This is a genomic window from Nocardia brevicatena NBRC 12119 (assembly GCF_000308495.1).
GTDB classification, from domain to species: Bacteria; Actinomycetota; Actinomycetes; order Mycobacteriales; family Mycobacteriaceae; genus Nocardia; species Nocardia brevicatena.
Map to the genome: position 1 here is coordinate 68,041 of NZ_BAFU01000073.1, position 20,862 is coordinate 88,902.

Below are 20,862 nucleotides of genomic sequence, written 5' to 3' on the forward strand. Positions count from 1 at the left end.
TGTTCGTTCGATTCGACGACAGCGTCCGTCGCGGATGACGCTCCGCGTGATCAGCCGATGCTGAACGGCTGCCCGTACAAGGTGACCTTCGAATAGTGATCGCCGATGATCTCCACCACGGTGTAGGCACGCGCCTGGGCGTAGCCTGCACAACCCTGGATCTCGATCTCGGCATCCTGGTATTCGACCGAGTATCGGCCGGGTTTCAGGATGTCCTTATAGTCGATCTGGACGAACTTGACCTCACCCGGGCCCAGGTTCAGGCCCACCGAACCGCCGAGGCCGCCGGCCTCGAGGTCGAGGGCGGCCGACAGGCCCAGGCCGATCGCGTCATCACCGATACTCACCTGGCAGCCGACGATATAGCCGGTGTTCACCTGCGAGGCGCCATGCGTGGAGGAGTTGTTGGTGCCGTCGGCACCGGTCGGGCCATTGTTCGGGCCCACTTCACCCTCGGGTGTCACGGTGACATCGGCGGTCACGTTACCGGAGACCCACACCACCCGGCCCGCCCCGTTGGCCGCCATGGACGGTGAGATCAGCGCCCTCTCGCCGGTACGGGTGACGGTCACCCCTGGGCCGGCTTTCTGACCATCCGGTAGTGGAACAAAGGTGTCGGCATTCGCCGCACCGGTCGAGAGCAACCCGACCGCGACGGCGGCAGCCGCGCCTACGCCGGTGATCCGGCTTCCACGACGCAGTCCATTGCTGCGTTTCTCGCGCATGTTTTCCCTCATCATCTTGTACAAACAGTGCCGACCCACGGACGGTCGAGCCATCTCAAGGTAGTTCCGACAAGTCACCTGTCTGTTGCCTCCAAGGAACCGATGCCGGCACGGCGTATCCGGGTGTTCATCCCCGAACCGAGTCGACGACCCAGCGCACGGGGAACCGATTCGTCCTCCTGCGGCGATTACGCGCCACGGACGACGAAGACGGTGGTGTACAGCGTTGATCGAGTGGAACCAAAAGCAATGTGGAACGTAGAGCACGCGAACCCCTCAGTGCACCAACAGTTCTCACGACACCTGGCTCCAGATCCCTTCTACGGCTCCGCTCGGCCGGACCCCTGGGGGTTGTACTCGCCGGGTATCCGGTGATGTGTCTGCATGGGTTCCTCCACACCAACGAAGATGGAAATCGTTTTCGACAATGCCGACCCAACACTGTAGCGTGCAGCATCGGTAATTGAAAATCATTGCCGACAGAAGCCAGGTGGCCGATCCGTCTCGCGGTGGTGAAGCGACCGAGCTCGGAAGGAGAGGTAGTGAAGGCAGGAATCCACCCCGACTACCACCCGGTGGTGTTCGAGGACTCGAGCACCGGCAAACAGTTCCTGACCAGGTCGACCGCCACAAGCGCGCGGACCGTGCAATGGTCGGACGGCAATACCTATCCACTGCTGGTGGTCGACGTCACCGCCGATTCCCACCCGTTCTGGACCGGCGCGAACCGGGTACTGGACACCCAGGGCCGAGTGGAGAAGTTCGAACGCAAATACGGTAGGCGGACGCGCGGCGCGCGGGCCGGACGGGACGGTTGAGATGGCGGTACCGAAGCGGAGGATGTCGCGGTCGAACACCCGCAGCAGGCGCGCGAACTGGAAGGCGACAGCACCGGATCTGGTATCGGTCCAGGTCGGCGGCGCGGTGCGCCAGATACCGCGCCGACTGGTACAGGCCGTCCGCCACGGACTCATCGATCCGGAACGTCTCTGACGGATATCGGTGGTACGACTCCGGCGCACCACCGATATCGACGCAAGCGGGCTAACGTATCACACTGTTGCCGAATGCCTTCACCTCATGTCATGTCCCCTGGACACGAAAACGACTGCGAAAGAGGGCGTTCGGTGGTGCGCAGGGCCTCAATCGAGATTGATAGCAACTACTCGGCTATCGAATTCGATGAATTTTGCGAGGAGATGGGCGAGATAGCGATTGCACTATATTTGCCCCATGGATGCGCGGCACTCCACCACTGCCGTATACAGGGATAGAAAATTTTGCCGCTTCGGCCTTTTCATTGATGTCGACCGGCTATCCTCGTGCGTGAGGGCGGGTCTCCCGGAGACGGGAGACCCGCTCATCGCCACTTTCGGGGCAGTTCAGCGCAGCGCTTCGGCCACGGAGACCGGGCGTTTCCCGGGCAGCGGCCCGGTCGGCCAGGGATCCCGCTGCACGGTGGTGCCACCGCTTTGACCCGAATCACCGGTGTCGGCATCGTCTTTCGCCTCGGGGTCCTTTTTCGCCCTGGATTTCTTCTTCGCACGCTTCACGACCGCCGCGGTCGCGGCGGCCATTTCGGCGTCCCGGCGATCCGGCGCCACCAGTACGGCGGTGATCGGCCCGGCCAACGACAGCAGGCCCACGACGAACGCCGGGAACGCGAAGCCGAACAGCTCTTGCCCATGCGGCGAGTCGGGCGACCCGTCCACAATGAAATCCAGGCTCGCGACACCGAGGTGGTAGAACGCGGCCACGCCCAGCCCGAACGCCAGGATCGTGCCGATACGAGCCAAGGGGAACCGAAACACCTGGAACAACCACAGGCACAGCGAGAAGGCGAACGTGCCCACAACGGTCGCCAGGGCGAACAGCCAGAGACTCACCTCGACCGAGCCATGGAAATCCACCGAGTCCAGCATCTGATACAGCATGACGGCCATGCACACGCCGAACGCCGCCGCGCCGCCGATCATTCGCGGCAGCCGAAACTCCCGCCCGGCGATCATCACCGCGACGAACACCGCCAGCACGGCGACCCACCCTGAGGTGATCAACTTCCCCGAGTCGTAGCGCAGCGCGTCCCTGCCCGGCAGCGACAGCCCGAGCAGCGACACCACACCGGCCAGCCAGATACCCACACCACCGATCGCCACCGCGGCGGCGGCCACCCAGACCGGGCGGAACCGAATCGACCGCCGCGCATTCACCCCACACGACAAACCGACCGCCATACCGACCACCGAGACGCCGAACGCCAGGCCGGGCAGCCAGTACCCCATCGTGAACAGTTCGACGCTCACCTCACTCGCGGCCGTCAGCCGCTGGGTGTCAACCATGCTGGGTGACCTTTCCGAACTCCGCTTCCTGTAGCCGGGAAATCGCGTACTCGGTGACCGCGGCCAGTGTCTGCCGTACCTCCATCGCATTACGCGCATCGATATCGACGATCGGCACACCCTCCCGCACCGCCAGTGCCTGCCGTAGCTCCGCCATAGGGAACCGCGGTGCGCCCGGGAACCGGTTGACCGCCACCAGGAACGGCAGCTGCCGCGCCTCGAAGAAATCCACCACCGCGAAACTGTCCTCCAGCCTGCGGGTATCGATCAGCACCACGGCGCCGATGGCACCGCGGACCAGGTCGTCCCACATGAACCAGAACCGGCGCTGCCCGGGGGTGCCGAACAGATAGAGCGTCAGATTGCCCGGCAGGATGATCCGCCCGAAATCCATGGCGACCGTGGTGGTCGTCTTGTCCGGAGTGTCGGCGAGATCGTCGACACCATCGGAAAAACTGGTCACCATGGCCTCGGTGCGCAAGGGGACGATCTCGGAAACCGCACCCACGAAAGTGGTCTTGCCCGCCCCGAAACCACCGGCGACGACGATCTTGGTCGAGGCAGGGCACTCGTCGTCATGGGTCGCGGAGACGGCATCGGCGTTCCTATAGGGCACGGAGTCCACGCAATGTCCTCTCCATCAGGGAACGGCGTTCGTCGTAGCTCGTCTTCTCGCTCATGGTCGAATGCACGCGCAGGTTTCCGTCCACGACGAGATCGCCGATGACCACGCGGACCATACCGAGCGAACGGTCCAGGTGCGCAGCGATTTCGGCGACCGACAACCGGTGTACGGCGAGTCGGAGGATCTCCATGCGGATATCACCGGCGCCATGGTCGAAATGGGCGTGATAGGAAATCGTCTCGACGACCGCCTCCATGGGCAGATCGACGGCGGGTTCCGTACGGCCGGATGTCAGGGCGTACGGACGGACACGATTGGCGGGACGATTCTGTGGCCCGTAGCCGTAGTTGGACATGACCTACTCAAACGGTGGAACGGGCAGTCGCGCTGACCACTGAGCCGACACGATCGACCAATAACGCCATCTCGTAGCCGATACGACCGATATCGTGCTGTTTGTTGGCCAGTACGGCCAGGTGCGAGCCATTGCCCACACTCATCACCAATAGGTATCCGCGCTGCATCTCCACAATGGACTGCATCACCTTGCCGCCGTCGAAAAGCTGGGCGGCACCGCTCGAGAGGCTCGCCAGCCCGGCGGTGACGGCCGCGAGCTGCTCGGCCCGGTCCTCGGGCAGGTGCGGACTGGTGGCCTGCAGAAGGCCGTCCGCGGAGACCAGGACGGTGTGGGAAACACCGGGGACCTCCCGGGTGAAGCGGGCCACCAGCCAGTTCAGATTCTCGTCCGTGCCGCTCTTCGGGTTGGTCATGCAAGCCCTCCGTCGTTGTTCTGTGCATTGGCCCGTCCACTGCGGACGCCACTGAGATGTCTGGTCAGGCTGTTCCGGATCTCCTCCGGATTACGTGGGGCATCTTCTTCGACAGGTGCCAGACCACCGGGTACCAGCTGTGCGCCCGGTTGACGGATCGGCAGGCCGCTGACAGTTCGGGAGGTGGGGGTCGGCGTAGCGGCGTCTTCGGCGGCAAGCCAGCCGTCGTCCCCGGGAGACGACCAGCTTCGGTTGGGTGTATCCGTAGCAGCGGGCTCGACCAACCACTCCGACACCATGCGCTGGTAGATCGGGGTGGGGGACTCGCCGGTCACCGGTTGCAGACGGTTGGCACCGGTGGTTGTCGGGTTCGGCCCGGGCGGCTTGCGTTCCACGCCGGTATTCGGTTCGTTGCGGTCGAATCCGGAACGCCGGGTCGATGGACCAGGTGTCGCGGCGGACGGCGCGGTCCGGGACGGCAACGACCATTCGGACCGCGGAGTCGATGTAGTCATCCCCGCGCGGCCGGTATCGGGTTCGGCTTCCGGTTCGAAGGTCGGGGCCGGATAGGACTGTGTCTTATAGGCCTCCGACCACAAGCCGGTCGGCTCTTCCGGATCCTCGTCGAACGATTCGCCGGTCCCCACCGTGGTATCGGACCCGCCGAACGCCGAAAACGCCGGCGAATCCGAGTCCGGACGCCGGCGGATCGGCAGGCCGGAACCGTTCTGAAACGCACTTCCGGTGCCGGCCGTCCCATACCCGTCTCGAGCGAGGGGGCCACCCGTGGCCTCGGACCGCGCCCCGCCCGTGAGGGGGGAATCGGCGGGCCGATTCCCCGGCGACAGCCCGAACGACGCGGCCGGTTCCGGTGTCTCGGTACTCCGGTTTGCCGGCCGACGCTGCGGCAGAGCGAACTCGCCGGTGCCGAACGCGGATCTGTCCGGTCCCGATCCCACCAACGTGGGACGGTCCGCCCGGAAGGATTCGCTGTGGGGCAGCAGCGGTTCGGTGAAACGCGCCGGCTGCGCCGGTGGCCGGGACGTCGACCCGGGCGGATCGGGTACGAGCGCCAGCGCGCGCTGTGCCGCCGCGGGGAGTTCGAACGCCGCGCCGAGCGCACTGCCGGGCGTGGGCGGCGGACCGCCGGCCGCGCCGTCCTCATCGGGGGCCACCAGCGCACCCGGCAGATGGACGGTCGCGGTGATACCGGGCTGCTGCACCATGATGGATGTGCGCCGCAACCCGACCGTGATGGAGTGTCGTTTCGCCAACCGGCCGACGACGAACAGGCCCATGCGGCGGGCGGTTTCGATATCGATCTGCCCGCCGGAGGCCAGTCGGGCATTGGTGGCCTGGAGGTCCTCGGCCGACATGCCGAGACCGCGGTCGGTGACCTCGATCAGGTAGCCGCCGTCCACCGCACGCGAAACCGTCACGGCCACCGGGGCGGTCGGCGGCGAATAGCGCAGCGCGTTATCGATCAGCTCGGCCAACAGATGCTCGATATCGACCGCGACCTCCCCGGCGACGACGCCGTCGGGCACATTGCCGATCTCGACGCGCTGATAGTCCTCGACCTGGGAAACCGCGGACCAGAGCATATCCGTCAGCGGTACCGGGGCCAGCGCACCGCGACGCAGCGCGGTGCCGGCGAGCACCAGCAGATTGTCGCCGTTGCGGCGCATACGGGTGGCCAGATGGTCGAGCCGGAACAGGCTCTGCAACCGTCCGGGGTTGTCCTCGTCGTGTTCGAGTTCCTCGATCAGCGCCAGCTGCTGCTCCACCAGGGTCTGGCTGCGCCGGGACAGGGTTTCGAACATATTGCCGATCTGCAGGCGCAGCCGGGCCTGTTCGGCCGCCAGCTCGAGCGCCTGCTCGTGGATCTCGTCGACCGCGCGGGCCAGCTGGCCGATCTCGTCGTCACCCTGGACGTCGACCGGCTCGACCTCGGGGGTGGCGCCGCCGCTTCGCACCACGGCGAGTTCGTTGGGCAGCTTCACATGCGCGACCTCGAGCGCGTCGCGGCGCAGGCGGCGCACCGGGACGACCAGGGTACGGGCCACCGACAACGCCAGCGCCAGACCGGCCAACAGTACCGCGATGACCAGCGCGGCCTCGCGCAGCGCGCTGTTGCGGGCCGCGATGGTGCTGTTGTATAGGGAGACGTCGATGAGCTGCGCCAGGTGGTCGGTCGTGGCGTTGTAGGTGTCGGTGCTGATCCGCAGGGAGTCCCGCACGGCCGGATCACTCGCCGGGTCGGGGGTGTTCTGACCGAAGGCCGCCAGGCGGGTCTGCACGGCGTCGAGCAGCGTGCGCGTGTTCTCCGAGACGTCCGGCCGGATCTGCCCGTACTGGAAGACCATTGTCAGCTCGGCGCCGCCGGCGGTCAGCACCCGGGCCCGCATGGTCGGATTGCTCGCGGCGTCAGGGGAATTGATCACCATCTGCTGGGCGATCAACTGCCGGCGCGCGTTCCGGAGCGTGGTCAGCTGTTGGAAGTAGCGCTGGATGTCGAGGTCTTCGACCGTGGGCGACAGTGCCAGCGCATTGCCCAGGCGCACCGCGATCTCGTCGGCGTGGTCGCCTACCATGGCGGGCGAGCCGTTGCGCAGGCTGTTGCGCATGGTGGTGCCGAGTGCCACGGCGGCGGCGATCTCGGTGTTCACCTCATCGCGGACCTCGGCTTCGCCCAGAGCGTTCTCCAGATCGGCGAGCGCGGAGTTGAATGCGGTGAGCGCGGCATCGGTCTGCGGGTTCGCCGCGGCGGTCCGGGCGGCGGCCGAGGCGAGGGCAAACTGTTCGGTGGCGGTACCGTAGCGAACGAGGGGCCCGAGGATCTCGGCCTGCTCGGTGGCGGCGCCGAGCATCTCGAGGGCGCGCAGTTCGTTGTTGATACGCAGGACCGCGAACACGGTGGCCAACAGGACGGGCAGCACGAGAACAATGCCGACCTTGCGGGTAACCGACCAGTTGGACAGATCGAATTGCCAGGATCGCGGTGCTTCCATCCGTCTCTGTCGCCTCCGCATCACGAACGACCTCGTGGGGCGGTTGCTGTTCGCGTCTACGGTTCCAACCGCACGGAACCAACCGGAGGTCTGCTTTTTACCGCTCGGAACATACCGCGCATAGTGCATAACGGCAATCGCTGACCTAATCCTTTTTATCCTTGAAAATAGTCGGCCAGAACATCTTTCGAGACCCGAGCGGTTCTTCGCGTGCATACTCCGGTAAACAATGAAAGAACCAGGTCACAGCCGATATCAGTGGTATACGCAAAGGAGCGGACGCCGATGTTTCACACTCCTCTCAGATGGCTCTCAGTCGATACGTTCAAACTGGAAGCATGCGCATTCTGGTAGTCGACGACGATCGTGCCGTGCGGGAATCGTTACGCCGATCGCTGACCTTCAACGGCTACACCGTCGACCTGGCCGTGGACGGTATCGACGCATTGGAGAAGGCCACCGGTCAGCGACCGGACGCGCTCGTCCTGGATGTGATGATGCCGCGGCTGGACGGTCTCGAGGTGTGCCGTCGGTTGCGCAGCACCGGTGACGACCTGCCGATCCTGGTTCTCACCGCCCGCGACTCGGTATCCGAACGCGTCGCCGGACTCGACGCCGGCGCCGACGACTACCTGCCGAAACCGTTCGCGCTGGAGGAACTGCTCGCGCGGCTGCGCGCGCTGCTGCGCCGCCGGGCCGCGGGCCCCGACGAGGACTCCGAAGCCATGCGGTTCGCCGATCTGTCGCTGGACCCGGTCACCCGGGAGGTGTCCCGGGGAGCGCGGGCGATCTCGCTGACCCGCACCGAGTTCTCGCTGTTGGAAATGCTGACGGCGAATCCGCGGCGGGTACTCACCCGAGGACGCATCCTGGAGGAGGTCTGGGGCTACGACTTCCCCACCTCCGGTAACGCGCTGGAGGTCTATATCGGCTACCTCCGCCGCAAAACCGAGGCCGACGGCGAACCCCGACTCATCCACACCGTGCGCGGTGTCGGCTACGTCCTGCGCGAAACCCCACCGTAAGCTGCGTCCGCGATGGCACGTACCCCCCGCACCTCGGCGAAACGGCCTGCCCGGACCGCTCGACCGACCGTTGCCACCCTCGGCCGTCCATGGCCGGACGAACCCGCGCCGATGCGCCCGCCGACCCCACTCACCCGCACCGTCTCCCTGCGGTGGCGGGTGACGCTGCTGGCCGCCTCCGTGGTCGCCATCGCGGTCGCGGTCACCTCCATCGCCGCCTACGCCATGGTCGCGCGGGCCCTCTACAACGCGGTGGACGCCCAGTTACGAGCCCGCTCCGCCACCATGATCAGCGGCGATATCGACAATATGGCCTTCCAGTCGCTCGGGGTGGCGACCCTGTTCTCGAACGATATCGGCGTCGCCCTGATCTATCCCTTCTCGGTCTCCTCCCCAGAGGCGACCGAACCCGGCAGCCTGCCGGTGTACATGCCGCCGCAGCCGACCAAACCGCCGATCGGAACCGAGGAGATCGAGGTCGCCGAGGGCGAACGCGCGTGGTCCCTGCGCACCTACAACAACCAGCGGGTACTGGCCCGGCGCATGGACTCCGGTGTCACCCTCGTGATCTCCCAGCGCCTGGAACCCACCCGCGAGGTACTCGACCGACTGGCCTGGCTGCTGTTCGTGGTCGGCGGCTGCGGTGTCGTCCTCGCCGCCGCGGCCGGCACCGCCGTGGGCCGAACCGGACTGCGCCCTATCGCGCGACTCACCGCCGCCACCGAGCGAATCGCGCGCACCGACGACCTGACCCCCATCCCGGTCACCGGCGACGACGAACTCGCCCGGCTCACCGAAAGCTTCAACACCATGTTGCGCGCGCTCGCCGAATCCCGAGACCGCCAGCGGCGGCTGGTGGCCGATGCCGGACACGAACTGCGCACTCCGCTGACCTCGCTGCGCACCAATATGGAACTGCTCATCGCCTCGAGCCGCCCGGGCGCCCCGAATATCCCCGCCGAGGACATGGCCGAACTGCGCTCGGATGTGATGGCCCAGATCGAGGAACTGTCGAATCTGGTCGGCGACCTCGTGGACCTGGCCCGGGAAGACGCGCCGGAAAGTGTCTATGAGCGCGTGGACCTGGGCGAGGTGACCGAACGGGCGCTGGAACGCGCGCGACGGCGCGGCTCGGTCGAGTTCGCCGCCGAACTGCGGCCCTGGTTCGTCTACGGGCAGGAAGCGGCCCTGGAACGAGCGGTCCTCAATGTGCTCGACAATGCCGCAAAATGGAGTCCCCCCGGAGAGCAGGTGCGGGTGGCCATGGTCGAAACAGGACGCGGCCTGCTGGAATTGTCGGTCGACGACGCGGGCCCCGGTATCCCGCCTCCCGAGCGCGAACTGGTCTTCGAGCGTTTCTACCGCACCACGGCCTCCCGCTCCATGCCGGGCTCCGGCCTGGGACTGGCGATCGTGAAACAGGTCGTCATCAAACACGGCGGCACCATCGCCATCGACACCTCGGAGCGCGGTGGCGCACTGATCCGTATCGTGCTGCCCGGCGAGAGCGGGACACCGTCGGAGCCACCTGCCTAGCCGCCCACCCGCGGGAGCTCCCCTCGGCATATGAACTTTCCGGGGTGACCCGTACTCGGTTGGCCCTGCTCGGCCACCCCGTCTGTGTGTTTCTCGCGGGATCGCAAAAGTTACGGACATATCTTTTCGGACATATCCCCAAGGGTGGGAGCATAAATAATTGATTAGAGCACGGTGGAAGGAGGAGCTCGCGTGAGCTTTCCTAGATCAGCCGTGGCAATGGGGGTGAGTTTCGCCGCGCCCATGCTGGGCAACATGCTGCTACCGGGTGTGCGGGTGTGGGTGGCCTGGTCGGCGGTGCACTGGGCGGTGGCTTTGCGGCCTGGATGGAGGGCGGCGATTTCGGGGACATCATGATCGGTGCCGGCACCGGGTTCGGCGGCGGTCTCCTCGGCGCCGGCGTGTCGAAGCTTCTCAGCTCCGGCGCACGTATGCTGGCCAGGTCGGGGGCCGACGATGCCATCCAAGCCGCGGCCCGCCGGGCAGGCAACGAGACGGTCCGGGAACGGGGATCTCCGGCGCTGGGGCGTAACGAACCGCTCGTGGACGTGGATCAGCGCCTCTATCGCATGGCCAGAAACAGCGCGCTGGACCGCAGGACGGCAGGCACCTTCGAAGACCGGATGTCCAGGTTTTTCTCCGGCGCGGGCCGACGGAACGACGTTTGGGGGCGGCCGCCAGGCCTGCTGCACTACCGCAACTTCGGGCAGACCGCACTGATCTCGACCTTTTCGGCAGGTGCCGCCGCCCACTACCGCATCCCCCCGGGCGGAACCTGGGTCGGCGGGCATGTCAAGGTCATGGGTCAGGGGCCCTTCAAGGCCCACCCCCCGGACGGTGGATTCCTCTACCAGCCCGAGGACCTGTCCGAGGGGATAAAACGCTGGTACGGGGCGGGACCGCCCTATGTGTCGCTGGCGACCGCGCTCGCGGAGACATGGGAAAGTTTCGGCAACGGCGATCCCGCTAAAAGGCGTGTCACTGTGCTCCCCGGGGTGTCGGCAGGAGACAGTGCGCGCAGCAACATGGACGAGTACAACAAGGCTGCCGCCAGACTGCGTAAGGCCGCGGACCGTTTCTACAATATCGAAAGCCGTGTGCTCGAAAAGGTCTCGGCTACCGCCGAGGCCACCAAGGAGGGCCGAAAGCGGATTGCCGATTTGATCGATGCCATCAACGACGCCGCACCGGACGCTGCTGGAGACGAAAACTTCGTCGCGATGGTGGCCAAGGCATTGGAGCAGGTCAAAGACATCACCACCGACGCGACGAACCAGAACGAGGAAAACGCTCGAGAGATAGACCAGGATACCGATACCACCAAGGGTCCCGGTTCGGAAGGTGGCAAAAATACACCGGGCGAAAAAGACACCGACACAGCAGACGACAAGAACCCGAAAAAACCCGGCGACAAGGACGACGACTCGAAAAAACCCGGCGACAAGGACGACTCGAAAACCCAAGACACCACACCAAAGCCCCAGGACACCACACCAAAGCCCCAGGACACAACCCCGAAACCGCAAGAGATCACCCCGAAACCCCAGGACACCACACCGCCGAGGTCGGATATCTCGCCCACACCCTCGCCCTCGCCGGGCCCGTCGCCGTCGCCGGCGCCGTCGAGCCCGTCACCCGCTCCGAGGACCCCGGGTTTCGATCCGACGATGATGATGCTGCCGATGATGATGTCGCAGATGGCCAACAAGACCCCGCACGACCGGACCCCCCGCGATCGAGGCGAGGACCGGCCATCGGAGCGCCGAGGGCGCTCCACCCCATGGACCGCCACCCCGCAGAACTCGCCCGCACCACCCGCCGCAACCAACCAACCCGCACCCACGGCGACCCAACCCGCGACCAACACCCCGGCCGAACCGCCACGAGGCGCGACCGCCACACCCCCAGCGGGCACGCCGCCCCCCGGACGAACCCCGGATCCGGACGGAACCCTCGAGTACCCCTTCCCCGACGGACGCAAGCAACGTGTCTCGCACGTGGTCGCACAAGCGCTGGACGCGGCGTTCGCCGACAAGGAAGGCACCGACGCCAAGGCCGCCTACACCAGGACACCCGCCCAATGGACCGACGACCACGACGCCGGAACCCGCATCGACCCCTACCAGTTGGCAACCGGCGACATCGCCACCTGGGCCGACCGCACCGCGATCACGGTGGTGTTCGGCACCGGCGACAGCGGCACCCTGGAGGTCGTATCCAACGGCGCGCTGACCCCGTTCACCGCCCGAATGCACGACAAACACGGCGACTTCGGCCTCTTCGCCGGATTCATCCACCCCCGACACGTCGAACCGGTCGCGACACAGGGAACCGAAACCGCCGTCCCCGACCCCCAAACGGGCATCCCGGTGTAAACCCTGCCCACACGCACACCGCACCGCGGACGCCGCCGCACGAGGCTTGCATACGGCTTCGAGTTCCCGGCACGATGTTCCAGGCGAGACCACCGTGCCGCGGCGGACCGCGCCGATGCCGTCGAACAGCGACAAAGCCTGCGGATCGCCTCCTGCCCGTGTACTCGCGACACTTCCGCCGCCGGACGCGCGGTTCGGTGTCCGACTACGCTGAACAGCGGTGGGTGATCGGTACCCAATCGCGATCCGCGCGCCCGGGGCGATCGACGCGAATCGTGATACGCAGAAAACTGAAAGCGCGGTCTCAGTCCGCTCTCAGTCGTCGCCGCCAGGCTGGGCGACAGATGTGCGAAGGAACGAGAAAGCCATGACCGAGGATTTCACCCACCGGCCGAAGCCGCCCGAGCAGGACCCGGCGCCATCCTCCCCTGGACATCCCCAGGGGGCGTATCCGCAGATGAGTCCGGGTTACCCTCCGATGGGTCCGCCGCCCGGACCGCCCCAGCGGCCGATACGCGCCGGCCTGATCGCGGGCGCGGTGGCGCTCGCGCTGGTGAGCGGCGGGGTCGGCGGTACGGTCGGCGCGCTGGTCGCCGGTTCCGACAACGGGTCGGGAAGCCGGGCCCCGATCGTCAACGCGCTGGACTCACCGCAGCCGAAGATCGACAACACCGCTATCGCCCCCGCGGGCTCGGTGCAGGCCGTCGCGCAGAAAGTGCTGCCCTCGGTGGTGATGATCGAGGTGGCCAGCAAACGGGCACAGGGGGAGGGCTCCGGCGTGATCCTGTCCTCCGATGGTCTGATCCTGACCAACAACCACGTCGCCTCCGGTGGCGGTCCGAATGCCGAGATGCGGGTCTCCTTCGCCGACGGGAGCACCGCGCCGGCAACCCTGGTGGCCGCCGATCCGGTATCCGATCTGGCGGTCGTCAAGACGTCGGGCCGCACCGATCTGACCCCGATCGAGTTGGGTAGTTCGGCCGGGCTGCAGGTCGGCCAGCCGGTTGTCGCCGTCGGGTCGCCGCTCGGTCTGGAGGGCACGGTGACCACCGGGATCGTCTCTGCGCTCAACCGGCCGGTGTCCACCACCGGCGAGGGCGGCAACGATCCGACGGTGCCCAACCCGGTGATCGATGCGATCCAGACCGATGCCGCGATCAACCCGGGTAATTCCGGCGGGGCCCTGGTGGACGGCCAAGGCCGGCTGGTGGGTATCAATACCGCGATCGCCACTCTCGGCGACACCGGACTCGGCGGGCAGCAGAGCGGTTCCATCGGTCTCGGCTTCGCGATCCCGGTCGACCAGGCACGCCGCGTCGCCGACGAACTGATCCACACCGGCCGCGCCACCTACGCCCAGATCGGCATGACCGTTCAACGCGATGAGACGATCAACGGGGCCCGGGTGCTCGATATCGCCCCCGACGGCCCGGCCGCCGCCGCGGGAATTCCGCGCGGCGTCATAGTGACCAGGCTCGACGATCGCACCATCAGTTCCGGCGACGGGCTCGTCGCGGCGGTGCGCTCCCGGACGCCCGGAGACAAGGTGAAGGTTACCTATACCGACGAACGCGGCGGCAACAGCAAAACGGTCGAGGTGACTCTCGCCGCCGCACCTGTGGAAGGAGGCCGCTGATGCAGTTGGTAACCGGGGACTGGGAACCCACGCTGCCCACGGACGCTACGGTGAGCACTATGGAAATCGATGCTCCCGTGGCGGGGCGGGCACTGGTCGTGGTCGTCGACGATCGAACGGCACATGGTGGCGAGGATTCCCTCGGCCCGTTGGTCACCGAACTGCTCACCGAGGCCGGATTCCTGGTGGACGCGTCGGTGTCGGTGGAGGCCGACGAGGTGGCGATCCGCAACGCGCTCAATACGGCGGTGATCGGCGGTGTCGATCTGGTGATCTCGGTCGGCGGCACCGGGATGTCCCCGCGCGATGTCACACCGGAGGCCACCTCCCAGGTGCTGGACCGGGAACTGCCCGGTATCAGCGAGGCGCTGCGCTCTTCCGGGCGAGTGGCCGGTTCACTGGACGCCGGGCTGTCGCGCGGTCTGGCCGGTATCTCCGGCAGCACCCTGGTGGTGAACCTGCCGGGTACCCGGGCCGCGATCCGCGACGGTATGGCCACGCTGGGACCGCTCGCCAGCCGCGTGATCGGTGAACTGTCCGGTCTGATGGAATGACATCCGGCAACGATTCACCCGAGGTTCCCCGTCCACCTCGGACGGGGAACCGGGCACGGCTGGACCGTGTCTTCGGCGATGTCCTGCCGTCCGCGACCCATGACGAACGGGATGACGACACCCCCTCCCGGCGGGCCGATTCCGAGGAATGGCTGCGTTCCCAGGTTCCGCCGCACCACGGCGGGACCGGTTAGGCGAGCCGCGCCCACCGTCCATCGGCCTGCGCCGAACCGCCTATCGGGTCCGTTCCCCCGGATCACCGCCGCATCCCTCGGCCGTTGTCGACGGGTGCGGTTCGTCGGCCTCGCAGGGATCGGCATGCCATTCCCCGAAAGGGTCGTTCCACAGCGCCACTCGTTCGGGCGCGCGCTCGACCAACCGCAGCTCGTCGTCGTCGACGAGCGCCCAGTGCAGGGCGCGCCGGATCTCGTCGGGGTCGGCGTCGTGCACCAGGACCACCATCGAGATATCGCGGTCACCGAACCGGTGGTCCCAGCCCACCGCCGCCATGGCCGACCGCTCCGGGTCGACCTCGGCGTATTCCTCGGCGGACATCGCGGCCAGCCAACGACCCGCTCCGCCGATACGCAGCCCACCACCGGCCGATTCCAGCCACACCACCTCGTCCGGTTGGGTCGCCAACCAGAGCCGACCGCGCGCGGTGACCACGCCTTCGAACAGGATATCGAGCGCGTCGTGCAGCCGCTGGGGATGGAATGGTCGGCGGGCCGCGAATTCGATCAACTCGACGCCGCGGTCGCGTCCCAGGGATGGCCGACCGCGCAGCAGCGGCGCGTGCGCGTCGAAGGCCCGACCGCGGCGGGAGTCCGCCGGTATCCGCGCCGACAGCGCCTCGATATCCGCGGAATCCACCACGGGGACCGTGCCGGTCCACAACGTGGGGGCGGTGGGAACCAGCCGGGACAGGATCGCCCCGAGCCGGGCGCGGTCGTCTAGGTCGACCTCGTCGCTGCCGGCGATCACCAGGGCATCGGCGAAGTCCACTTGGCCCACGGCGAGCTGCGCCACGGTGCGATCATCGTCGGCCCGGGCTCGGCCGCGCTCGGCCAGGGTTTCCTCACTTGTCGCGTCGGCAAGCCAGGTCCGGGCATCGACGCAGGTCAACACCGAGTCCACGCGCACATCCCGGGCCGCGGGGCCGTCGACCCGGCCCACTACGCCGGCCACGACGATATCCGCGATGGCCCGACAGACCGCCTCGGCCTCGAATGCCGGGTCCAGTGCCAACACGATGCGTCGCACCGAATCGCGGGCGGCCAACCTGCACAGCAGTGGCAGCAGGTCGGCCCGCAGGGTGCAGGAGACGCAGCCGTGGGCGAGTTCGAGCACCACGGTGAGCACTGCGTCGCCGTCGGTCACGGTGCGCCGGACGACACCTTCGCCCACGTCGGCGAGGTCGTGCCGGACCACAACGGTCCCCGCGGAGGCCCCGAGCGCGGCGGACACCTGCCCTACGGCATCGGTTCCGTCGCCGTGGAGTCCGGCGACCAGCACGACGGGTGTGCGTCGGTCCTGCTCCTGTGACAGCCGGGCGGGATCGGTCACCTCAACCCTTTCGGTAATGATTTTCAATACGGCCCGCTCCACGGTACAGTGCCCGAATACTGTTGTCGAAAACGATTGTCATCTTCCAAAATCTCCGGAGGGAGCCCGCATGTCGGCGTACTGCCAGGTCACCGGCCGTAAACCCGGTTTCGGCAAAACCGTCTCGCATTCCCACAAGCGGACCAACCGGCGCTGGAACCCGAATATCCAGCGCAAGACCTACTACCTGCCCAGTGAGCACCGCCGGATCACCCTCACCGTGTCGGCCAAGGGCATCAAAACCATCGACCGCGACGGAATCGAGGCCGTAGTGGCCCGTATCCGGGCGCGCGGCGAACGAGTCTGAACGGAGCACCACGATGGCATCGAAATCGACCGACATCCGTCCGGTGATCAAACTGAAGTCCACCGCGGGCACCGGTTACACCTACGTCACCAGGAAGAATCGCCGCAACGATCCAGACCGGATGGTGCTGCGCAAATACGACCCTGTAGCGCGCAAACACGTGGACTTCCGAGAGGAACGCTGATGGCCAAGAAGTCGAAGATCGCCCGCAACGAACAGCGCAGGGTGATCGTCGCCCGCTACGCCGAGCGCCGAGCCGAGCTGAAAGAACTCATCCGCAATCCGCGCACCCCCGAAGACCGGCGGACGGCGGCCCTGTCCGCTATGCAGCGACTGCCCCGAGATGCCAGTCCGGTACGATTGCGCAATCGGGATGCCGCCGATGGGCGACCGCGCGGCAACCTCCGGAAGTTCGGTCTCTCTCGTGTGCGTGTGCGCGAGATGGCCCACCGGGGCGAGTTACCCGGTGTGCACAAATCGAGCTGGTAGCCCTCATCGAACTCGTCAGAAGGAACCGTCATATGGCAGTCAAACGAGCACCGTCGAAGAAGGTCCGCGCCGAACAGGCCCGTCGCCCCAAGAAGAACCCGCTCATCGCCGCGGGTATCGAGACGGTCGACTACAAAGACGTCAACCTGCTGCGGACCTTCATCTCCGATCGGGGCAAGATCCGCAGCCGCCGAGTGACGGGACTCACCCCGCAGCAGCAACGACAGGTCGCGACGGCCGTCAAAAACGCCCGCGAGATGGCGCTGCTGCCGTTCACCAGCCGCTGACACCCACACGAGTAGCACATACCGCCGAGGCTCCCGGCCCACCGCCGGGAGCCTCGGCGGTATCGAGCCGATTCACCGGTCGCGCCGACCCCCACCGAGCGATTCGGGCAACATACCCCCGGGTCCGCGGAGCAACGCCCTAGAGTGGTGAGCATGGTGATGCGAGGATGTACGATCGTACTCGCCGGCTGCGTCGCCCTCGGCCTCGCCGCGGGCTGTGGGGGCACCGACGAGGGCGAGACCGGCGCGAGCACGAGCACCCCGGCAGTCACCGCCACGAGCACGAACAGCACACCCGGCGAGGACCCCGGCGCCGCTCCCGGACAGATCTTCACCCCCGATCCCACCATCGTCGACGTCCACCCCATCCCGTTCACCTCGTGGACCCGGGTGGCCGATGACCGGATCGCCGTCCACTTCCAGACCGGCGTGCCCGAATGTTTCGGAGTGGACGCCACCGTCACCGAAACGGACACGACCGTCACGGTGGAACTGCGCGAAGGTACCCGCCCGGATGCCGTGGACAAGATGTGCGTGATGATAGCGGTATTCGGCACCCTCGAAGTGCCGCTGAAGGCCCCGCTCGACGACCGGCAGGTCGTGAGCGCCGTCTAACGGTCCACGGCCGTACCCGACGCCGGGTCTTCCCGGGCCCGGCCACCACGTGATCACCCTGCGCGACAGCGCGATCGGATTCTCCCGAGTTCGTGGGCACACGAATTGCCCTCTGCCCCACGACACCTCGCCCTTCCTACTCTGCTGCTCGTACACCACCGATGGTCGCGAAGCGACCGACGGAGGAACCGTTACACAGCGAGTATTCGCCTACAGCGTTGCCGCGGCCGCAATGGTGGTCGGCTCGATGACCACCGCCGCTCAGGCGGTCGCCGCCACGGACCTACCGCTCGAACCGGCGGTCACCGAACCGACACCCTGCGCGCACGCGGTGGGCCCACCGACCGGCACCGGTCCGACGACCGCCACCGGATCGGGCGATAGCGGATCGGCGTTCGGATACGATCCCGATTCCCCACCGACCCGGCGACCTTCCTGGCACGGCTACAGAATATTGCGTGCCCGATCGAAACCCAGTCCGGTTCCCGGTCGCCCACCTCACCCAACTGCTCCACCCGCTGTTCTGACAACAGCGACGAGCGAACACCGATACCGTTGCCGCGATTGCCGCTACCAGGGCGTCTCGAACGACGGTAGCGGCGAATCCGCAGCCACGATATGAGACATGATGGGCCCCGACCGAGTACACCGACCCGGTCGGGGCCCATCCGGCTCTGTACCGGTAGCCCTTCGCGTCAGTGCGCGAAGTGCCGGGAACCCGTGAGATACATCGTGACACCCGCTTCGCGTGCGGCGTCGATGGTGTCCTGATCCCGCACCGATCCCCCGGGCTGCACGATCGCCCGAATACCGGCCTGGATGAGCTGCTGCGGGCCGTCCGGGAAGGGGAAGTAGGCATCCGACGCCGCCACCGATCCCTTGGCCCGGTCGCCCGCGCGCTGTACCGCCAGCCGGACCGCGTCGACCCGGTTTACCTGCCCCATACCGACACCCACCGACGCTCCGTCGTGGGCAAGCAGAATAGCGTTCGACTTCACCGCGCGGCAGGCGCGCCAGGCGAATTCGAGATCGGCGAGGGTTTCCGCGTCGGCGGGCTCTCCCGCGGCCAAGGTCCAGTTCTTCGGATCGTCGCCCTCGGCGTCGATGACATCCCGCTGTTGCAGCAGCACGCCGCCGCTGATGGGGCGCAGCTCGATTCCCGCCCGGGCGGGCGGTTCGGCCAGCAGAATGCGCACGTTCTTCTTGCGCTGCAGCACTTCCACCGCACCGTCGGCATACGACGGCGCAACGATCACCTCGGTGAAGATCTCCGCGACCTGCTGCGCCATCTCCACCGAGACCTCACGGTTGGCCGCGATCACCCCGCCGTACGCGCTCACCGGATCGCAGGCGTGCGCCTTGCGGTGCGCCTCGGCGATATCGGCGCCGACGGCGATACCGCACGGATTGGCGTGTTTGATGATCGCCACCGCGGGGGCGTCGTGATCGTAGGCAGCCCGCCAGGCGGCGTCGGCGTCGGTGTAGTTGTTGTACGACATCTCCTTGCCGTGCAGCTGCCGCGCCTGCGCCAGACCGGCGGAACCGCTGCCGTCGGTGTACAGCGCCGCCCGCTGGTGCGGATTCTCTCCGTAGCGCAGAACCGCCGCACGCTCCCAGGAGCCACCGGTCCACGAGGGGAACGGCTCGGCGGTCTCCTCCGATTCCGTCCCGGGCACAAGGACGCTCGCCATCCAGTTCGCCACCGCCACGTCGTAGCTCGCGGTGTGCTGGAATGCCTTCGCGGCCAGTGCGGTGCGCTCGGCCAAGTTGAAACCACCGTCACCGACCGCGGCCAGTACCCGACCGTAGTCGCCGGTGTCGACGACCACTGCCACCGACGGATGGTTCTTCGCCGCCGCCCGGACCATCGAGGGCCCGCCGATATCGATCTGCTCGACACATTCGTCCGGGCCGGCGCCACTGGCCACCGTCTCCCCGAACGGGTACAGGTTCACCACCACGAGCTGGAACGCCTCGACACCCAGTTCGGTCAACTGCGCGAGATGCTCGGGTTTGCGGGTGTCGGCGAGGATGCCGGCGTGCACCCGCGGGTGCAGGGTTTTGACCCGACCGTCCAGGGTTTCCGGGAAGCCGGTGAGGTCCTCGACCTTGGTCACCGGGATACCCGCGTCCGCGATCCGCGCCGCGGTCGAACCGGTCGACACCAGTTCGACGCCGGCGGCGTGCAGTCCGATCGCGAGCTCGACGAGCCCGGTCTTGTCGTAGACACTCACCAGCGCCCGGTTGATCGGCTTGCGGTCACTCACCGGAGAACTCGCTCATCTGGGATTACTGCCTTTCGTCCATCGGAGACAATGCCTCGGGTCGCGACGGCGGCGACAACCTCCGTCAACAACCGTCGCTCGACAACCTTGATGCGCTCGTGCAAACTCGCCTCGTCGTCGTCGGGGAGCACTCGCACCGGCTCCTGCGCCAGAATCGGCCCGGTATCGACGCCCGCGTCGACCAAGTGGATGGTGGTCCCGGTGATCCGGACACCGTAGGCCAGCGCGTCCCGGACCCCGTGCGTGCCCGGGAACGCGGGCAGCAGCGCGGGATGGGAGTTGATGATGCGACCGCCGAACCGGTCCAGGAACGCAGGGCCGAGCAGCCGCATGAATCCGGCGCAGACCACCAGGTCCGGCTCGTGGGCCGCCACCGCGTCGGTGAGGGCCGCGTCCCAGGCGGTGCGATCGCCGTAGTCGCCCGGTGCGACCAGGAAATGCGGAAGGCCCGCGGCCACGGCGTGTTCGGTGGCGGCGCAGCGGCGGTCCACCCCCACCGCGGCGATCCGGGCCGGGTAATCGGCGGCGGACGCGGCCTCGACGAGCGCACGCAACAGTGACCCGGTGCCCGAGGCGAGTACGACGAGGGTCGCCGGGTCGGCGGAATGGGCCGGGCTGGTCAGCGCTCTACTCCTGCACATCGGTGGACGACGGTCGGATGCCGCCGGGCCTGCGGAC

Annotated in this window: 22 protein-coding genes; 13 read left to right on the top strand and 9 right to left on the bottom strand. The window is 67.1% G+C overall.

Annotation, left to right across the window (positions count from 1 at the left end; translation table 11 throughout):
* Positions 1-50: 50 nt before the first annotated feature.
* Entirely contained in the window at positions 51-725 is a 675-nt protein-coding gene (locus ON20_RS21640) for an MspA family porin (protein WP_040838058.1), read from the bottom strand.
* A 542-nt stretch (positions 726-1,267) separates the two neighbouring features.
* Here ON20_RS21640 and ON20_RS21645 point away from each other — a divergent pair.
* Both ON20_RS21645 and rpmF read left to right on the top strand, forming a co-directional pair.
* Positions 1,268-1,543, top strand: coding sequence for a type B 50S ribosomal protein L31 (locus ON20_RS21645; RefSeq protein WP_040838060.1), 276 nt, complete (start codon positions 1,268-1,270; stop codon positions 1,541-1,543).
* 1 nt (position 1,544) lies between these two features.
* The gene (rpmF, locus tag ON20_RS21650) at positions 1,545-1,718 is read left to right on the top strand and encodes a 50S ribosomal protein L32 (protein ID WP_040838061.1); all 174 of its coding nucleotides are present in this window, start codon (positions 1,545-1,547) and stop codon (positions 1,716-1,718) included.
* Between the two features lie 389 nt (positions 1,719-2,107).
* Here the strand turns inward: rpmF and ON20_RS21655 are convergent, their stop codons facing one another.
* Genes ON20_RS21655 through ON20_RS21675 form a run of 5 tightly spaced genes read right to left on the bottom strand, consistent with a single transcriptional unit; the run spans position 2,108 to position 7,470 of the window.
* Positions 2,108-3,064 (bottom strand): MHYT domain-containing protein, encoded by a 957-nt coding sequence (locus ON20_RS21655; protein WP_174361916.1) that lies wholly within the window; start codon positions 3,062-3,064, stop codon positions 2,108-2,110.
* Positions 3,057-3,680 carry a GTP-binding protein gene (locus tag ON20_RS21660; RefSeq protein WP_051163058.1) on the bottom strand — a complete coding sequence of 208 codons (624 nt, stop codon included), beginning with the start codon at positions 3,678-3,680 and terminating at the stop codon, positions 3,057-3,059. Before ON20_RS21660 ends, ON20_RS21655 begins: the two co-directional genes overlap by 8 nt.
* Positions 3,670-4,044, bottom strand: coding sequence for a DUF742 domain-containing protein (locus ON20_RS21665; protein ID WP_040838062.1), 375 nt, complete (start codon positions 4,042-4,044; stop codon positions 3,670-3,672). Before ON20_RS21665 ends, ON20_RS21660 begins: the two co-directional genes overlap by 11 nt.
* 7 nt (positions 4,045-4,051) lie before the next feature.
* Positions 4,052-4,459 carry a roadblock/LC7 domain-containing protein gene (locus ON20_RS21670; RefSeq protein ID WP_040838063.1) on the bottom strand — a complete coding sequence of 136 codons (408 nt, stop codon included), beginning with the start codon at positions 4,457-4,459 and terminating at the stop codon, positions 4,052-4,054.
* Positions 4,456-7,470, bottom strand: coding sequence for a sensor histidine kinase (locus ON20_RS21675; RefSeq protein WP_040838064.1), 3,015 nt, complete (start codon positions 7,468-7,470; stop codon positions 4,456-4,458). The genes ON20_RS21670 and ON20_RS21675 overlap by 4 nt, the downstream gene beginning before the upstream one ends.
* A gap of 338 nt (positions 7,471-7,808) precedes the next feature.
* On the opposite strand from ON20_RS21675, the gene ON20_RS21680 reads away from it, so the two are divergent.
* The 6 genes from ON20_RS21680 to ON20_RS38030 all read left to right on the top strand — a co-directional run bounded on the left by ON20_RS21680 (position 7,809) and on the right by ON20_RS38030 (position 14,790).
* Positions 7,809-8,495: a response regulator transcription factor gene (locus ON20_RS21680; RefSeq protein WP_040838065.1), complete on the top strand. Its 687-nt coding sequence runs from the start codon at positions 7,809-7,811 to the stop codon at positions 8,493-8,495.
* A 111-nt stretch (positions 8,496-8,606) separates the two neighbouring features.
* Entirely contained in the window at positions 8,607-10,031 is a 1,425-nt protein-coding gene (locus ON20_RS21685; protein WP_086009046.1) for a HAMP domain-containing sensor histidine kinase, read from the top strand.
* 278 nt (positions 10,032-10,309) lie between these two features.
* The gene (locus ON20_RS21690) at positions 10,310-12,406 is read left to right on the top strand and encodes a hypothetical protein (protein WP_040838066.1); all 2,097 of its coding nucleotides are present in this window, start codon (positions 10,310-10,312) and stop codon (positions 12,404-12,406) included.
* A 367-nt stretch (positions 12,407-12,773) separates the two neighbouring features.
* Positions 12,774-14,042 carry a S1C family serine protease gene (locus ON20_RS21695; RefSeq protein ID WP_040838067.1) on the top strand — a complete coding sequence of 423 codons (1,269 nt, stop codon included), beginning with the start codon at positions 12,774-12,776 and terminating at the stop codon, positions 14,040-14,042.
* Entirely contained in the window at positions 14,042-14,596 is a 555-nt protein-coding gene (locus tag ON20_RS21700) for a MogA/MoaB family molybdenum cofactor biosynthesis protein (RefSeq protein WP_051163023.1), read from the top strand. Before ON20_RS21695 ends, ON20_RS21700 begins: the two co-directional genes overlap by 1 nt.
* The gene (locus ON20_RS38030) at positions 14,593-14,790 is read left to right on the top strand and encodes a hypothetical protein (RefSeq protein ID WP_040838069.1); all 198 of its coding nucleotides are present in this window, start codon (positions 14,593-14,595) and stop codon (positions 14,788-14,790) included. Before ON20_RS21700 ends, ON20_RS38030 begins: the two co-directional genes overlap by 4 nt.
* 40 nt (positions 14,791-14,830) lie before the next feature.
* On the opposite strand, the gene mrf is transcribed toward ON20_RS38030, so the two are convergent.
* The gene (mrf, locus tag ON20_RS21710) at positions 14,831-16,162 is read right to left on the bottom strand and encodes a ribosome hibernation factor-recruiting GTPase MRF (RefSeq protein WP_245547377.1); all 1,332 of its coding nucleotides are present in this window, start codon (positions 16,160-16,162) and stop codon (positions 14,831-14,833) included.
* A gap of 109 nt (positions 16,163-16,271) precedes the next feature.
* Here mrf and rpmB point away from each other — a divergent pair, with 109 nt between their 5' ends.
* From rpmB to ON20_RS21735, 5 genes are all read left to right on the top strand, one after another.
* The gene (gene rpmB, locus ON20_RS21715) at positions 16,272-16,508 is read left to right on the top strand and encodes a 50S ribosomal protein L28 (protein ID WP_040838070.1); all 237 of its coding nucleotides are present in this window, start codon (positions 16,272-16,274) and stop codon (positions 16,506-16,508) included.
* A gap of 13 nt (positions 16,509-16,521) precedes the next feature.
* The gene (rpmG, locus tag ON20_RS21720) at positions 16,522-16,692 is read left to right on the top strand and encodes a 50S ribosomal protein L33 (RefSeq protein ID WP_040838071.1); all 171 of its coding nucleotides are present in this window, start codon (positions 16,522-16,524) and stop codon (positions 16,690-16,692) included.
* Positions 16,692-16,997 (top strand): 30S ribosomal protein S14, encoded by a 306-nt coding sequence (gene rpsN, locus ON20_RS21725; protein WP_040838073.1) that lies wholly within the window; start codon positions 16,692-16,694, stop codon positions 16,995-16,997. Before rpmG ends, rpsN begins: the two co-directional genes overlap by 1 nt.
* 32 nt (positions 16,998-17,029) lie before the next feature.
* Positions 17,030-17,284: a 30S ribosomal protein S18 gene (gene rpsR, locus ON20_RS21730; RefSeq protein WP_040792133.1), complete on the top strand. Its 255-nt coding sequence runs from the start codon at positions 17,030-17,032 to the stop codon at positions 17,282-17,284.
* Between the two features lie 159 nt (positions 17,285-17,443).
* Positions 17,444-17,899 (top strand): hypothetical protein, encoded by a 456-nt coding sequence (locus ON20_RS21735; protein ID WP_040838173.1) that lies wholly within the window; start codon positions 17,444-17,446, stop codon positions 17,897-17,899.
* Between the two features lie 695 nt (positions 17,900-18,594).
* Here the strand turns inward: ON20_RS21735 and purH are convergent.
* Together purH and purN are read right to left on the bottom strand one after the other, a co-directional pair.
* The gene (gene purH, locus ON20_RS21740; RefSeq protein ID WP_040838074.1) at positions 18,595-20,166 is read right to left on the bottom strand and encodes a bifunctional phosphoribosylaminoimidazolecarboxamide formyltransferase/IMP cyclohydrolase; all 1,572 of its coding nucleotides are present in this window, start codon (positions 20,164-20,166) and stop codon (positions 18,595-18,597) included.
* Positions 20,163-20,825, bottom strand: a complete 663-nt coding sequence (purN, locus tag ON20_RS21745; RefSeq protein WP_040838076.1) for a phosphoribosylglycinamide formyltransferase — start codon at positions 20,823-20,825, stop codon at positions 20,163-20,165. The genes purH and purN overlap by 4 nt, the downstream gene beginning before the upstream one ends.
* Positions 20,826-20,862: the final 37 nt, after the last annotated feature.

Excerpts from the sequence above, each read along its gene's own strand:
- ON20_RS21640 (WP_040838058.1), bottom strand. The coding sequence starts at position 725 with ATGCGCGAGAAACGCAGCAATGGACTGCGTCGTGGAAGCCGGATCACC.
- rpmF (WP_040838061.1), top strand. The coding sequence starts at position 1,545 with ATGGCGGTACCGAAGCGGAGGATGTCGCGGTCGAACACCCGCAGCAGG.
- ON20_RS21655 (WP_174361916.1), bottom strand. The coding sequence starts at position 3,064 with ATGGTTGACACCCAGCGGCTGACGGCCGCGAGTGAGGTGAGCGTCGAA.
- ON20_RS21665 (WP_040838062.1), bottom strand. The coding sequence starts at position 4,044 with ATGTCCAACTACGGCTACGGGCCACAGAATCGTCCCGCCAATCGTGTC.
- ON20_RS21670 (WP_040838063.1), bottom strand. The coding sequence starts at position 4,459 with ATGACCAACCCGAAGAGCGGCACGGACGAGAATCTGAACTGGCTGGTG.
- ON20_RS21675 (WP_040838064.1), bottom strand. The coding sequence starts at position 7,470 with ATGGAAGCACCGCGATCCTGGCAATTCGATCTGTCCAACTGGTCGGTT.
- ON20_RS21680 (WP_040838065.1), top strand. The coding sequence starts at position 7,809 with ATGCGCATTCTGGTAGTCGACGACGATCGTGCCGTGCGGGAATCGTTA.
- ON20_RS21685 (WP_086009046.1), top strand. The coding sequence starts at position 8,607 with ATGCGCCCGCCGACCCCACTCACCCGCACCGTCTCCCTGCGGTGGCGG.
- ON20_RS21695 (WP_040838067.1), top strand. The coding sequence starts at position 12,774 with ATGACCGAGGATTTCACCCACCGGCCGAAGCCGCCCGAGCAGGACCCG.
- ON20_RS21700 (WP_051163023.1), top strand. The coding sequence starts at position 14,042 with ATGCAGTTGGTAACCGGGGACTGGGAACCCACGCTGCCCACGGACGCT.
- ON20_RS38030 (WP_040838069.1), top strand. The coding sequence starts at position 14,593 with ATGACATCCGGCAACGATTCACCCGAGGTTCCCCGTCCACCTCGGACG.
- rpmB (WP_040838070.1), top strand. The coding sequence starts at position 16,272 with ATGTCGGCGTACTGCCAGGTCACCGGCCGTAAACCCGGTTTCGGCAAA.
- rpmG (WP_040838071.1), top strand. The coding sequence starts at position 16,522 with ATGGCATCGAAATCGACCGACATCCGTCCGGTGATCAAACTGAAGTCC.
- rpsN (WP_040838073.1), top strand. The coding sequence starts at position 16,692 with ATGGCCAAGAAGTCGAAGATCGCCCGCAACGAACAGCGCAGGGTGATC.
- rpsR (WP_040792133.1), top strand. The coding sequence starts at position 17,030 with ATGGCAGTCAAACGAGCACCGTCGAAGAAGGTCCGCGCCGAACAGGCC.
- ON20_RS21735 (WP_040838173.1), top strand. The coding sequence starts at position 17,444 with ATGCGAGGATGTACGATCGTACTCGCCGGCTGCGTCGCCCTCGGCCTC.
- purN (WP_040838076.1), bottom strand. The coding sequence starts at position 20,825 with ATGTGCAGGAGTAGAGCGCTGACCAGCCCGGCCCATTCCGCCGACCCG.